Origin of the sequence: Bythopirellula polymerisocia (assembly GCF_007860015.1) — a bacterium.
GTDB classification, from domain to species: Bacteria; Planctomycetota; Planctomycetia; order Pirellulales; family Lacipirellulaceae; genus Bythopirellula; species Bythopirellula polymerisocia.
Genome location: NZ_SJPS01000010.1, coordinates 13,877 through 28,213, shown reverse-complemented (window position 1 = coordinate 28,213; position 14,337 = coordinate 13,877). Strand labels below are relative to the sequence as shown.

Genomic DNA, 14,337 nt, shown 5'->3' with positions numbered 1-14,337 from the left:
TTTGTTCACAGCGTATTTTTTCAAAAGTAGCGTGTTCGAATACTCTCAATTCTGTGTCATTCTCAAATACTCCCTAAAGAAAGTGCCGAACTCAAGTGAACGTTAAAATACACACTCCGATTGTTATCGCTTTCCTCATAGTTGTTAGCGGTTGTAGCGAGGATCGATTCACCATCGTACCAGTATCGGGACTGGTTACTTTAAATGGTGAGCCTCTAGAGGATGCATACGTTACTTTTGATCCCCGTTCTAGTAGCGAAGATGGAATTGCTGGGCCAGGTTCCTTTGGACGGACTGACTTGCAAGGGCGCTATGAACTAACGACTTTTGATGACCGTAAGGGTGCCGTACAAGCTTCTCACAGAGTTGCTATCCGCACGATGATTGCAGAGGAAGACTCCAATGAACGCGTGAAGATAGTGCGCAAAGAATTGCTTCCCGATGAATATCATCGGCGCTCAATTCTGACATTTCAAGTGCCACAGGGCGGCACTGATCAAGCTAACTTCGAATTAACAAGCACAAAAAAGAAACGATAACACAGAAATAGCTTGTTACTTTACTTGGCTTAAGTTTCGATGTGTGTTGTCTCGAAGAAAATCTCTGATTAACGATTGTCGCGAGGGAGTACGCCCGAAGTTTAATCAACTGGCCGAAGAGATGTAAATGGAACCCTGAGCGTTTCTGGGCTGCTTGCTGTCTAAAGTTTAATTTTCATGAAGCTTCCATGCAGTGGAATAGATGACCTGGCTTACCTTGTCTGGAGTCTTATCATCAAGTTTCGCAATACGGAGGATCTCCGTTTCAAAAAGAGTTGATTCATTATCTTGCTATAGTGCGAAATACACACCCAACCCTAACTCTCGCTGTTTAGTGACAATATTGAGATCACCAAGAAATACATCGAACCACTGGAAGTTCTACAAAAGATCACAATCAAGTTTGTCAATGGCTCTGGGCATCGGCTCCGACGACTAATGCAACTTTCAGTTCTGCTTTGAGTTGTTCGATCAGTTCTGGTCTAGATGAGGCAAGGTTGTTCTTCTCATAGGGATCGTTGGCAAGGTCATAGAGTTCGATTGGCAGGCTGTCGAGCTTGGGCGTGTCGGCCTTCCATTTGACCGGCTTCCTTGTCAACAGTTTCCAACTGCCCGATATCACCGCAAGCCGCCCATTGGGTGCGTTCAAGATCGTCGTGCGCCTCTGTCCGTTTTCATTCTCGCCAAGTAAGACTGCACTTTGATCGATCGAATCTTCCCCACATTTTTCAGGGTTATCAGCGACAAGGTTCGCGATAGTCGCAAACAGGTCGACAAGCGAGAACGCCGCTTCAGTCTCAATTCCTGCTTTGATCCCCGCGGGCCAACGGGCAATGCAAGGCACGCGAAAACCTCCCTCGTGGATACCGCCCTTATAACCACGCAGAGGGCCATTGGTCTTGTGACCGTACTTCGTGCGTGCGATGCGTTTCGCGGTCCGAGCCTTGAGGGCGACTTCGCCCGTTTCGTCGGCGAGAGTGAGGCTGCTCCCAGCCTCCTTGACGTCGTTTTCTTGCCCACCGTTGTCGCTAGTAAAGATAATGAGAGTCTCTTCGGTGACGCCCTGTTGCTCGAGCTGATCGATGATTTCGCCGACGTGGTGATCGAGTTCCATCATGTAGTCGCCTAGCTGCCCAATGCGGCTCCGACCACGAAAGTCAGCCCGCGGCGTAATGTGCGTGTGGGTCGCACAGTAAGCAAGATACAAGAAGAACGGTCGCTCGGCCGAATTGTCGATGAATTCGCATGCTCGTGCGGTCAACGTGGTGTCGACTAGGTCGTCTATGCGCTCGACTGACTCTGCAGGTCGTGTTGGGTCGTCCACACGGGCCGGGCCCGGCTCTACGGAAAGGGGACGGTAAATACTGTCACCGATGACGAATCGCTCGAAGCGGTCGTTGTGATTTCCAGGGACTCCGAAGTGTACATCGAAGCCTATGTCGACCGGTCCTGGCGTCATCACGCCCTCATAGTCGGCTTCAGTCTCCCCGTAGCCGAGGTGCCACTTTCCAATCGCAGCAGTATGGAATCCCCGTTCTCGCATGAAGCGAGGGAGTGTCGGCAGGTCAAGAGGGATCGACAATGGGAATTTCCCTTTGTCAAAACTCTTCGCAAAATTAGGATCTCGAAAAGGGCTGCGAAAAGGCAAACGACCAGTCATGATCGAGTAGCGTGTCGGGTTGCAGACTGAACAGGTCGTGTAAGCAGCCCGCATCAAGAGCCCCTCGTCCGCCAGCCGGTCGATATTCGGCGTGTCGATCGTCTCGGATCCGTAGCACTTCACGTCTCCCGTGCCCACATCATCCGCGACAATAATCACGACATTTTTGGGCGTGATGGCCTTAGGCGCCGCATTGAGAGTCTTAGGGACCGCTGCCGAGAAAAGAAGTACGATGAATGCTAAACTTACTACCTGGAGTTTCATCGTATGCTCTCGCTCAATTTAGAATTGATTTGTAATTCGATCGTGGGAGATTCTTGTTGAATCCACTAGCATTCCCCGATTTTAGTTAAACAAGCTTGCAAGACAAGCAGTTGAATGCGTAATGAGTTACCTATCATTCAATAGCGGTTATCTCACTGTCCGAAAGTCTTGGGCTATCGCTTGCTTCCTCTGGCAAAGCAGACAAACAGGGGCAATACATACTTACCCGAGTCGTTAGTGAACAGATTGGCGTGCTTGTCGGACAACACCGTATTCGCATCACGACTGTACTGCCAGGTGCCCTGAAGGACGAACGCTCTCCACTGCCGAAGGATCGGATACCACAACGGTATCACCGTGAACCCCTGACAATCGAAATTACGCCAGAACGGGTACCGCGAACTTAGACCTCGTCTTAGATAACAATAAACTCAGTAGTTCCCAATACGCAAGATTTCTATAGGTGAACGCAAGGTCCCTCAGGACAATGGTTTTTGTCAAATCAAATCATTCTCCAAGGAGGGAGCCATGCGTTCACAACAGGATTATATCGTTACCAAGAATGAAGTACACGGCTATGCCAACGATTGGCTGGCTAGGTCTTTGAAGTTGGAGTACGAAGGGACTAAATGCACTGCCAGCACGTTATTCGAGATTCTGTTGATCGCAGCGGCGCGGATGACCAGCGTTTTCGCTGTGTGTCGCGACTTGGCCGATGCACCGTGCGACCAAACGATTCGCAATGCGCTCGACTCATCGCTCCCCGATATCTCCGAACTGGAGCGTCGACTGAATCGCTCGCTGGTAACCGAACTTCCCAAAGCCCTGTTTCGCAAGCGGCGGAGAATAGCCGTCGATCTAACGTTGATTCCCTATCACGGTCAGCCACTGGAGCACGAAAAGGAAATCTATCGCAGCGCACCCAAGAGTGGCACAACACACTTTCATGCCTACGCGACCGTGGCGGTGGTCCACAAAGGCCATCGTTATACACTCGCTTTGACCCCTGTGGAGCATGGCGAGAAGCTCAAGGCAGTGCTCCAGCGGCTGCTGGTCATCGTTCGTCGTCGGCAGGTGAAAATACGATTTCTCCTGCTAGACAAGGAGTTTTTCAACGTCGAGGTGATGTCTTACTTGAAGCGTGCTGGGCACGGTTTCATTATTCCAGCGGTCGTGCGGGGTCGCAAACCGAAGCGTGGCAAGCAGGCGACGGGTCTGCGTGCAATCCAAAAGAAGAAGAACGGTTACTATCGTTATCGTCATCAAGGCAAGATCGACGGCAAAACTCGCCGTACCCAGCTCACGATCTGCGTTGCCAGCAAGAGGTATACGCACAAGAAGTCCGGCAAGCGTCGCACCAAGAAGCTGATGTACGCGGTTTGGAAAGTTCGCCTGACCCCCAAACAGATTCGCGAAACCTACCGCACTCGCTTTGGCATCGAGACCAGCTATCGCCAGATGAACGAAGCGCGGATCAAGACCTGTACCCGGGACCCCGCCTTGCGGCTGCTTTTTGTTGGCATCGCCTTGGTGCTGCGAAACGTTTGGGTCTGGCTGCATTTCAAGATGGCCAAAGGAAAATGGAGCGACCAACCGCAACTATTCCTAAAGTTACTCCGCTTCCGAGAAATGCTGCTCTGGATCAGCCAAGTCGTTGGAAAGCACCTCGGAGCCGACCGCAAGCAAGGCATCGAATATGAAGCCTATCAAAGACTTACAGAAAACTACTGAAGCATGTAGTATTGGGAACTACTGAAACTGCAAAAACCGCTTCTTTTTGGCAGTAAGCATGATTTTTCCGGTAAGTTCCTAGACCTGAGCACAATACTCCTTTAGAGGCATATATGCGCTGCCTTTGCAGGTGCAAAGTCTCTCGGGTAGGGACTTCTTCGTCTGCTATTAGCATCACTGATCGCGTTGTGTGGGGAGTACTTTTCAATGAGGAAGCATGTAAGACTTTTGTTTACCTGTGCATTCGCCGCCGCCTTGGGAGGCGGACTATTTAGCACCACCTCTGTGAGGGCCACACTTTTTACCGGGGCTGACGATTCCGTCATAAACAATGAGTTAAACTGGGACGATGGGCTCCCAGATAATTTTGGGAACGACGGGACTGTTCCTTCAGGATTTGACACCACCCACAGTGACGTAAACGCCCTCGACAACGCCAACATTACCTTCTTGGGGAATTCTTCGCTTACCGGTAGTGCTCAAGTCAGGGTCGAGAATAGCACGTTGACGTTCAAGGACTCAAGCTCCTGGTCGCTAATAGGGACTATTGCGCTTGGGCGTGATGCTGCTCCTGTTGGTGATTCGATCTTAAACATCCAAGACAACGCCTCCGTGAGCATGACTGCTTGCTTCAAAGTCGCTCGCGCACAGAACGCGTTTGTAAATCAATCGGGGGGTACTGTGCTCCTTCCCAGCGATACGCTCGATCTAGGCAATAGCAATGGTGGAGTGGGTACGTACACTCTGTCGGCTGGGACAGTGACTGCCAGCGGAATGAATATCTATGACGACGGAAGTAGTAAATTCAATTTCACACTTGGCAGCACGGGCGTACTGACGGTCCTCAACGGTGGTGTGGACTACACGGCTGGATTCGAAGGTTTCATCACGGATGGCGATATAACGCTAGGAGGTGCTTCGGCTGGTTCAGGCGATTTCCTTATCGCTTACGACAACGGGAGTACCTCGATTCAGCAGTCCTAGGTTCCGGAAGCCAGTGCGTTCTTGGCATGGGGGATTGGAACTTGCTTGATGTGTTCAATGCGTCGCAGAGTGTAGAGACTAAGAAATTCATTTTTCAGCGTTTGGATTTTTTTGAATGTATAGGCTGCGGAACAACAGCGTTTATTCATCTCGCTGTTGCTCCGCAGTTTTTTTGCTGTCCGGCCATTTCTATTTAGTAGCAGATGTTTTTTGGCAATTATCGAGCCATTCCATACAGCAATCACTGGATTTCCTGTATATAGTAAAGAGAGTTGCCAACGGGATGTGTATGACGGTCTCCGATTAATATCCAAGGCAACACAAGGCATTGTGGGTGGCTAAGTTCAGGAGTACTGGCAATGTTGCCCTCTTCCATCGAAACGAGCAAACCGTGATTTGTTCGGACCAAAAATCTCACCAAGGGACATAGAGCCATGAAAAGTATTCCCTCCTTTTTATCTTATTTGACGACTAGCCTTCCCTTGTTTTTCTTGTTCACTTGCTTACTCTGCTTCGCCAAGGAGGTCAATGCGGCGACCACTTTCAACGATGCCGATGGAGCTAATAGTGAGGTCGACAACGCTGGGAACTGGGATTTTGGTGTGCCTGATAACGTAGGTAATGCTGGGACTGTTCCTACGGGTTTCAACGTGACCTATGACGCCGCCCTCGACCTCAATGGAAAAGACATCACTTTCGAGGGGACTTCGACGCTTACCGGGCCAAACTCTCAGATCGATGATGCTACGCTTACATTCAAGGGGTCCAGTTCCTATACGTCTACAGGCGCGATTGCTCCAGCGCGTAACGATAATGGGGTCACTACAACGATTAACATCCTTGATTCTGCTGTCCTAAGTATAGCTTCCCAATTCAAAGTAGCCCGTGCAGGCATCGGAATAGTTAATCAATCTGGCGGAACCGTTACTGCAGTCACAGACTTTGAACTAGGGAATCTCGCCAAAGGGGGAACGGCTACGTATACATTGTCAGCAGGAACTATAAGTGCCAATGGTTTTAGTATCGAGAATGGAAGCGTCCTTAATTTCACCGTGGGCAGTACCGGAGTGCTTTCAATTCTTAACGGTGGCTTGGACTTTACGAGTAACTTCGAAGACTTCATAAATAATGGAGGCATCACTCTCGGAGGAGCAGCCGCGTTAGTCTCTGATTTCGACATCAACTGGGACGGGACAACGAAGACAACCATTGGACTTGTAGGTGGGGTGCCTCAACCGTTGGGACTTGTCGTCAACACAACTACAGGTTTAGTGACGTTGAACAACCCAAACGCAGCGCCCATAGCTATAGACTACTACGAAATTCGCAGTTCCTCGGGTGATCTGATCCCAGGGTTTGACGCTGACTTTCAGCCCGATGGTGATGTCGACAGCACTGACCTCAGTACATGGCAGAGCGCATATGGTGCAACTGCGGACGGTGATGCTGACAATGATGGCGATTCCGACGGTCGTGACTTCCTCATTTGGCAGCGAGAAGTTGGCTCCAGTGCAGTTACTAGTGGCTGGGTTAGCCTGGAAGACCAGCATTTTGACGGCAATGGCTGGGAGGAGGGAGATACGGTTTCAGATACACTTTTATTTGAGACCCACTTGACGGGCAGTTCAAATATCACATCCAGCGCTCCCGTCGGCTTGGGCAAGCTTTTCACGCCCGGTGGATCTGAAATTCTCTCATTCGAGTACCATGTCGCTGGAGCTGGTAGTAATGATTTTGTGACTGGCGATGTGAGTTACGTAACATCACTGAGTGCCGTTGGAGCTGTACCCGAACCTAATTCATTCGTTCTGCTGGCAACTTGCAGTCTGGCATATGCAGCCGTTGCTCTTTCGAGACGGAGGGCAGACGTTTTACAATACGAGGGGTTGGACTGCAAATCCCAATCCCAGCTTCAACATCCCTAGCAACTCCATCTGTTTACCTAATTGCCAAATACCAGCAATGAAGGAATTCAGGATTTTGATGTGAGTGATACGCGCTCCGTTCGTGACTCGAATTGATCTAGTAACTTGAGAAAAGGATCGTCAAAAAATGGTACCAAGTGGTTGCTTTGAGCCGAATCGAAGTATTCGCTGTGATCGATTGGCGATTGTGCATTGCCTGCTCGTCCTTTTCTGGGCAAACGGATTTACCCCAAGGGGCCATGCTGCCGGCGGTCCTAACATAGTGGTTCTCTTGGCTGACGACGCGGGTTACGCCGACTTTGGATTTCAAGATTCCCTTACGGGACAGACCACAGAGTTTAAAACTCCCAATCTCGACTCATTGGCCCAGCAAGGCATTCGCTTCTCGAATGGCTATGTAAGCGCATCTACTTGTAGTCCCTCGCGAGCTGGATTATTGACGGGCCAATATCAGCAGCGCTTTGGTTATGAATTCAATATTTCCAATATCGATGACTCCAATGATGGAATGCCGACCAACCAGGTGATGATGACCGAGAGATTCCAGCAGCTTGGTTACACTACAGGCGTGGTAGGCAAATGGCATCTCGGTCTTGAGCTGGCTAAACAACCTCAGAACCAAGGAGTCGATGAGTTTTACGGGATGTGGGAAGGTTCGCGAGGCTATTTTGGTACCGAAACAACTGCTGGCAAACAAATCCGCGATGGGAATGGTGTGCGTAACTGGACAAGTGAAGCCTCGTTTAACAACATTCCCTTGGACTCGGCCGGCAAGGGTCGCCATGTGACCGACGCGTTTGGCGACGAGGCTTCCAAGTTTATCGCCAACCATGCGGGAGATCCCGATCCTTTTTTTCTCTATCTGCCGTTTTCGTCGCCACATAGCCCTCTGACCCTAGCGAAACAGCAGGATATTGATGAATTCAATGGCACATCCTTGAGCGCTAGTGAAAGGAAAATTGCTGCCCTTGTTTTTGCCATGGATCGAGCCGTCGGAAATGTGCTTGATCGCATCAATGATCCCAATGGCGATGGGGATACGAGCGATTCTGTTGCTGATAAAACTATCATTGTCTTTGCCAACGATAACGGTGGAACCCCCAGCCACGACAACGGCCCCCTGCGGGGAAATAAAGGGGAGTCGTTTGAGGGAGGAATTCGGGTTCCGTTCCTCATGCGCATGCCTGACCCCAACAATCCTGGCCAGTTCCTGATAGGCGATTTTGATAGTCCGGTGACCACACGCGATCTGTTTCCCACCTTCATCAGCGCCGCCGGAGAGACCATGTCCACGCCTACTGATGGCGTGGACTTAACACCATTTTTGACGGGACAACTGACTGGCGATCCCCATGAAATGCTCGCTTGGCGGAAAGGGGGGGATGACTGGGCCATCCGAAAGGGGGACTGGAAGCTATTGTCAGGTAACAATGGTGCACCCATTCAGTTGGTGCAGCTGGCTGCTAATGGTTCGGGTGAGTTCGTCGATCTGAGTGCACAAAATCCGGAGAAATTCCAGGAACTTCTCGTGGACTTCACTGCTTGGGAAGCTGAAATGAGTAAGCAAAGTCAAGATAGTGGCAGAGTCTCAAATCGATTCGACCACTTTGTCTACCGCGAGAATCAAACCACCAGTGGGAATTGGAGCAATACTAACATTTGGCAAGAAGCAGGCACAAGTAACAACAGCACAATGCAGCCGAATGACGCTTACCCAAATGCTATCTTAGAGTTTCGACCCCGCAACGACACGAGCTACATAGCAACGAACAATATGACTCGCTCAACAACGCTCACCTACATGCTGAACGAACTCAGGTTCGACGGAACTTTCTCGGGAGGTGTCAATCGGTCTGGCACCATTAATGGTAATGACGTGCTGCTAGTCGACAACTTGCAAGGTCAAGGCCCCACGATTCAACTTAACAGCACCAAGGCGAGCGGCGCGGAATTCACCTTTAACATCGATACGGACTTGATTCTTTTCGACGATTTGACGATCACAGGAAATAGTGGCCTGACGTTTAATATCAACGGCGATATCACGGCTTTTTCTGAGGATCGTAGTATTACAAAAATAGGCACCAGTAGCGTCACTCTGACGGGCAATAACACTTTTGGTGGTACTCTAGATGTCCAGCAAGGTGCCATAGTGATGGCTGCCGGTTCTCTTGCTGTTAGTGAACTCAACATCGCAGCCGGTGGAATCTTTCAATTCAATGGCGGAACACTCAAGACACCGAGTGTCGTAGGTAGTCTGGTGAACAATGGCGGGACATTCGCGCCAGGCAATTCTCCCGCCGTCACAGCCATTGCCGGTGACTACACACAGAACGTCGGTGTGCTCGAAATCGAGATAGAGGGTCTCATAGCAGGTGCTGAATTCGATGTTGTCCAGATTGCTGGAAACCTGACCGCTGGAGGTACGTTGAAGGTCGTGATAGGAGGTTCTTACTCGCCGCAAGTCGGTCAAGTGTTCGAAATAATCACTGCGAATTCCATGTACGGCACGTTCCTGCTCGATTCTCCGAAAGACCTTGATGGAAATGACATCTTCTCTATCCAGCACAACGTTGGTTCGATTGAGTTAGAGGTACTCTCCAGCTTTTTCCTTGTGGACGGCGATTTCACTTTCGACGGTGTGGTCAATGCAGCCGACTGGAAAATACTGCAGTCTAATCTTTACTCCTACATGTCGCATGTGTCACTAAGCCAAGCCCGACAATATGGAGATCTAAACGGAGATCTAATCATTGATCGTCGAGATTTTGTGCTCTTTAAAGAGTTTTTCACTGCCGCAAACGGAGCAGGGGCATTCGCAGCCATGTTGCAAGGTGTTCCTGAGCCGTCGTCTTTGTTATTAGTAGCTGTTGGCAGTATTTCACTTTCGGTAAGCCGATTGCGGAGAAGCTAACGTTTTGATCGAAAACACCAACGAAATGATGCAGCATTAGCTTTCCAATGGAGCCGACTTCGCACTGATCAGCTAGCACAGAGTTGCTCTAGTAGAGACAGTATCTAATTCACACTCCCGTCGCCTCGGATATCAATTACATCCCTAGTTAGTCGACAATGCAGCCTCTTTCAAGCACCTATATACCAATGCTTAACTCGATGCAATTGTCGCTTCTGTTTAACATGTTGGTTCAGATTTCTTTTGGAATTGAATCAGCAAGCTGTTCAGAGCAGAGTACTGAAAGAAGAGAGCTACTGGCAAGAGGCTATCAGTCTCAACAATTCAGCGCCGCGCAGCTTAAGAAATGGCAGATAGTGGGTAGTGGGCGATTGACGATTGATCATGACCAGCTGGTGATGTCAGAGGTTGAAGATTCTAAAGGATTCATGTTGGTGAGTCCCGAGATCTACGGAAGGAATGTTGTAGTCGGTTACGATGTGATGGTATTGCGCCCAGCAACGGTATTGATTACCAATCTGGCGGCCAGCAATCGTCCGGACGGAGCACTAACTTTCCCGAAAGATTATGATGGAAATGCAAAAGTCATGTTCGAAACATTGAACATGTACATGATGGTTGCTCATAATGCGGCCCATAATAAACCAGGACCTTTCATTCGCCGTTATCCTTTGCCAGGAAACTCAGCGCTAGTAACATCGCAGAAAAATATTATGCGAACAGGACAATACTATCATGTGGAAGCGGGCAAAGAGGGCGATCAGCTGTGGTACAAAATCAACGGAAAAGCAATCGTCTGCGTGAAAGATCCTGATCCTCACGACAAGGGTAAAGTTATTCTTCGGATTCGGGGAACAGGACATGAGATTGCCTCAATATTGTTGAAAAACGTGATAATACTCCGAAAGTAAATCTCGGCGTTTATCGCTTGCAGGCCCGGTAGCCCACACCTCCTTTTAAGCCACTTGCAGAGTGTTGGCTCGGCCCCAGTTCTTCCCGCTCTAGAAGCAGAATTTCCCAAGGAAAACGGCTTTTTAAGCCAGCAAGCAGGAATTGTTCCGGTAAAATCTCAGATCCGGGCACAATATCTTATTAGAGGGACGACTGTACCGCCTTTGCAGGGCCAACGTCTTCCTGGAAGGAGCTTGTGCATCTGCTTTTCACGCCGCTTTCCGTTTTTGATGAGGGGGGACTTGTCTGGTGAGGAGCCGTGTAATAGTGCCGTTTATTTGTGCCTTTGCCATCATCTTGTGTAGCGGATTGCTTAATAGTATTAGCAGCAGGAATTACTGTGTTTACAACAGTCCGGCGTAGTCGCTTGGTTTAGTTTAGCAGTGCGGTCCCCGTGGGGCAGCGGGGCTGCCTGTAATGCAGGTTGAAAATCTAGAAGGAACAAAGGATGTCGAAGAGTTCTGGTTTGGTTGCTGCCATACTTCTGGCAGTAGCTTTAGCAGGTTGCGGCCGCGGTTTGACTGTGTCGGGGGTGGTCGAATACAGCGGGAAGCGAGTTGAAAAAGGTTACGTCCAGTTTCAGCCTCGTGAAGGCAGTGCGGTGGCTGTCGAATTGAATAATGGCGAATACACCGTTTCTGAGACCAAAGATCTGCTTCCGGGGGAGTATACGGTTAGAATATTTGGTGAGAAGGAGACGGGACGATTTGTTAAAAGTCCTGACACCCAAGGACCAGGAAATGACAGGCAGGTAAAGGAGATCGTTGAGTACCTTCCGCCAAAATATAACTACGAAACCAAGCTAACGGTTGCACTCGTTGAAGGTGAGAATAAACACGATTTCTTGCTGGAGAAGTAGTAGCTCAAACGCCTATTGAGTCTTTGTGGCATTATAGACTACTTAGAAGAGTTGGCTCTAATATGAGGGGAAACAAATTGCGAAAGGATATAGTAGTCAGAGCGCCCGGGTTCAGTATGACCTGCAGATGGTTATGCCTTTGCAAGCATAGAACAATCAGGCACTCAGGTTTTACGCTAGTCGAACTTTTGGTCGTGATTGCGATCATCGGCGTATTAGTCGGATTGCTGCTACCGGCAGTGCAATCTGCTCGAGAGGCCGCGCGGCGCATGCAATGCGTCAATCAAATGAGGCAGTGTTCTATAGCCCTGATGAACCACCACGATGCAATCGGCTATTTCCCAGGTGGTTCCGTCCGAGGACTCGACACTAATGGCGACAGCAACTACTACGGGCCCAATACGAGTTGGTTGGCCCATCTACTGCCGTATTACGAACAAGGAGTCATCGCCCAATTTGTTGAATTCGGCGAAGATTATGCGGCGCGAAACAATGCAGTTATTCGCAAAACGCCACTCGATATCGTCTTGTGTCCAAGCGACTCGGGAAGGGCCGATCGCACCTGGAAGGGTGCCCCAGCGAGCTGGCAGTGGGATAACGAGCCCACGAATTTCGTCGCCTGCTACGGATCGAGTACTCTTGATAATGGCACTATTAACATCAATAAAATGGGCTCAGCCTACCCCGATTCAAAACCGGATGGATTATTCTTTATCGACAGCAAGACAGAAATCCGCAATGTTGCAGATGGCACTAGCAACACGGTGGCTATTTCAGAGTGTCTCATAGGTCGACCCGACGTGCGTCAGGTAGGTGCCGGGGCTGGTTACAATCTTTGCCGGCAAGGGTTGGCACCTCCGACTTTTGGATCGCCGTTTAATCCTCGTGGTGAATCTTGGTTTTACGGAGTCAACACTCAGACCTGGGGATTTTCTACCGCCATGGTACCTAATCTTCCGACTGAAATCGAATGTGGAGTCTGGAGCGGAACAGGAAATTACGCCGCACGAAGTGAGCATCCTGGTGGCGTAAATATGATGTTGTGCGACGCTTCTGGGCACTTCGTCAATGATGACATTGACCCGTTGGTCTGGCAGGCCTTGGGTACAATCAACCGTGGAGAGGCAATCACTTCTGATTATTGAAATCAAGATTTGAACTCGAATTGTAAATCACTGAATCAGAATAAGTAGTCTTACTTTATGAGGTATTGGCGTGAGTCTATCAACTTGTTTTTGGAATGCGAGGGAATTTTCTATGTCTAGTCTAAAGAACCTGTTGCTTATTTGTTCTGTCTGCTGTGCGGCATTGAATGGACTGCAAACTTACGGGCAAACAGCAACCACTCAAATCGTAGATTTTGTTGTAACTGACGGGACCTGGGAGAGAGACCCCCTCTCGGCTGATCCGGACAGAGGGCCCAAATTGGAAACCTTTTCCGTTGGCACTCGCACAATCGCCGCCTTTGATGGGACGGATTTAGAAGGTCTGGCAACAACATTCACTGGATTGTCTGCCGAGGCCAATGGGATCGTCGAAGGTTGGAGAAATGAGAACGTCGATCCATTGTTCTTACAACAAGATAGAGACTTTGCGGTAGAATCTTTTTCAAATAGCACACGTATTACGAATTTCAGTCGATTTGCAACTACAAGTGACCCGGGCATGGATGGATTTTTTGAATATACAGGAAATAACCAAAGCCGTGCGGGTGCTATCCAGTGGAATTTTGATCTCACAATCTTGGGTAATTATCTCTCTAACAACGGATTGCAGCTCGACGCTCTGGAAGCAAATTTAAATATTGATTGGCCAACCGGCCATGATCGTACCTACGATGTGCTCCTGTCTTACACGAACGCTGCTGAAAATATAAATCTCGGTAATATCTCAACGGTAATCGATGACGACCGAACAGGGAGCACCGACAATGCCCAAATCCTTTTCGGGCCAAGTCGTAACGGTACTGTAGGTAGCCTTATTGGAGACGATCCGAGGACTGGCTTTACAGGCATTGGGGACTTCAACGCTGACGACAGGGTCGACGGGGCTGACTTTTTGGTGTGGCAGCGAGGAAACTCACCTACCGGCCCGCTTGATGCAAACGATCTTGCTGACTGGACCGCCAACTACGGTTCCTCCTCCGAGGATATCATTATTGAACCGAATACTCACAAAGTGATTGCACAGAACGTTAATGGTGGCCTCTTTCCGACAGCTAATAATCTTACTACGGTAGATTTTTTGGCACTTTATAACGCTGGGGTGCGGGAGTTCAATCTTGTCGTCCTTGCAGGGGCATTTGCACCGAATCGCCACTTTTCGATCAAAGGTCCTGACGAATTTGACCCCAATAATCTGGGCAACCCACTCACTTTTGGCAGTGGCATATACATGAATACCTCGGCATTGCCGCTGAGTGCCGTTTCTGCCGTGCCCGAGCCGGGGGCGGCGGTACTCTTTGTTCTGGGTTTAGCAGCGTTTGCAGCTCGGCGAAGAGTTCGGTAAAC

Annotated in this window: 10 protein-coding genes; 9 read left to right on the top strand and 1 reads right to left on the bottom strand. The window is 49.6% G+C overall.

Annotated elements, in window-relative coordinates; all coding sequences use genetic code 11:
- Positions 1 to 95 precede the first annotated feature (95 nt).
- On the top strand, positions 96 to 539 hold the full coding sequence (locus Pla144_RS21770) for a hypothetical protein (RefSeq protein ID WP_146452817.1): 444 nt from the start codon (positions 96 to 98) through the stop codon (positions 537 to 539).
- Positions 540 to 945: 406 nt separating this feature from the next.
- Here the strand turns inward: Pla144_RS21770 and Pla144_RS21765 are convergent, their stop codons facing one another.
- Positions 946 to 2,463, bottom strand: a complete 1,518-nt coding sequence (locus Pla144_RS21765) for a sulfatase family protein (protein ID WP_146452816.1) — start codon at positions 2,461 to 2,463, stop codon at positions 946 to 948.
- Between the two features lie 528 nt (positions 2,464 to 2,991).
- Here Pla144_RS21765 and Pla144_RS21760 point away from each other — a divergent pair.
- From Pla144_RS21760 to Pla144_RS21725, 8 genes are all read left to right on the top strand, one after another.
- A complete protein-coding gene (locus tag Pla144_RS21760; protein ID WP_146452815.1) occupies positions 2,992 to 4,194 on the top strand; it encodes an ISH3 family transposase in 1,203 nt (400 codons plus the stop codon).
- Between the two features lie 207 nt (positions 4,195 to 4,401).
- On the top strand, positions 4,402 to 5,178 hold the full coding sequence (locus Pla144_RS21755) for a hypothetical protein (RefSeq protein WP_146452814.1): 777 nt from the start codon (positions 4,402 to 4,404) through the stop codon (positions 5,176 to 5,178).
- 434 nt (positions 5,179 to 5,612) lie between these two features.
- A complete protein-coding gene (locus Pla144_RS21750) occupies positions 5,613 to 7,103 on the top strand; it encodes a hypothetical protein (protein ID WP_146452813.1) in 1,491 nt (496 codons plus the stop codon).
- Positions 7,104 to 7,230: 127 nt separating this feature from the next.
- Positions 7,231 to 10,017, top strand: a complete 2,787-nt coding sequence (locus Pla144_RS21745) for a sulfatase-like hydrolase/transferase (RefSeq protein ID WP_146452812.1) — start codon at positions 7,231 to 7,233, stop codon at positions 10,015 to 10,017.
- 158 nt (positions 10,018 to 10,175) lie between these two features.
- The gene (locus Pla144_RS21740; protein ID WP_197530921.1) at positions 10,176 to 10,928 is read left to right on the top strand and encodes a hypothetical protein; all 753 of its coding nucleotides are present in this window, start codon (positions 10,176 to 10,178) and stop codon (positions 10,926 to 10,928) included.
- A 488-nt stretch (positions 10,929 to 11,416) separates the two neighbouring features.
- The gene (locus Pla144_RS21735) at positions 11,417 to 11,827 is read left to right on the top strand and encodes a hypothetical protein (protein WP_146452810.1); all 411 of its coding nucleotides are present in this window, start codon (positions 11,417 to 11,419) and stop codon (positions 11,825 to 11,827) included.
- A 116-nt stretch (positions 11,828 to 11,943) separates the two neighbouring features.
- Positions 11,944 to 12,972 (top strand): DUF1559 domain-containing protein, encoded by a 1,029-nt coding sequence (locus Pla144_RS21730; protein ID WP_261342336.1) that lies wholly within the window; start codon positions 11,944 to 11,946, stop codon positions 12,970 to 12,972.
- Between the two features lie 112 nt (positions 12,973 to 13,084).
- On the top strand, positions 13,085 to 14,335 hold the full coding sequence (locus tag Pla144_RS21725) for a PEP-CTERM sorting domain-containing protein (protein ID WP_146452808.1): 1,251 nt from the start codon (positions 13,085 to 13,087) through the stop codon (positions 14,333 to 14,335).
- The last annotated feature ends 2 nt before the right edge of the window (positions 14,336 to 14,337 follow it).

Coding starts and splice junctions, on each gene's coding strand:
- Pla144_RS21765 (WP_146452816.1), bottom strand. CDS start 2,463: ATGAAACTCCAGGTAGTAAGTTTAGCATTCATCGTACTTCTTTTCTCG.
- Pla144_RS21760 (WP_146452815.1), top strand. CDS start 2,992: ATGCGTTCACAACAGGATTATATCGTTACCAAGAATGAAGTACACGGC.
- Pla144_RS21755 (WP_146452814.1), top strand. CDS start 4,402: ATGAGGAAGCATGTAAGACTTTTGTTTACCTGTGCATTCGCCGCCGCC.
- Pla144_RS21750 (WP_146452813.1), top strand. CDS start 5,613: ATGAAAAGTATTCCCTCCTTTTTATCTTATTTGACGACTAGCCTTCCC.
- Pla144_RS21745 (WP_146452812.1), top strand. CDS start 7,231: ATGGTACCAAGTGGTTGCTTTGAGCCGAATCGAAGTATTCGCTGTGAT.
- Pla144_RS21740 (WP_197530921.1), top strand. CDS start 10,176: ATGCAGCCTCTTTCAAGCACCTATATACCAATGCTTAACTCGATGCAA.
- Pla144_RS21735 (WP_146452810.1), top strand. CDS start 11,417: ATGTCGAAGAGTTCTGGTTTGGTTGCTGCCATACTTCTGGCAGTAGCT.
- Pla144_RS21730 (WP_261342336.1), top strand. CDS start 11,944: ATGACCTGCAGATGGTTATGCCTTTGCAAGCATAGAACAATCAGGCAC.
- Pla144_RS21725 (WP_146452808.1), top strand. CDS start 13,085: ATGTCTAGTCTAAAGAACCTGTTGCTTATTTGTTCTGTCTGCTGTGCG.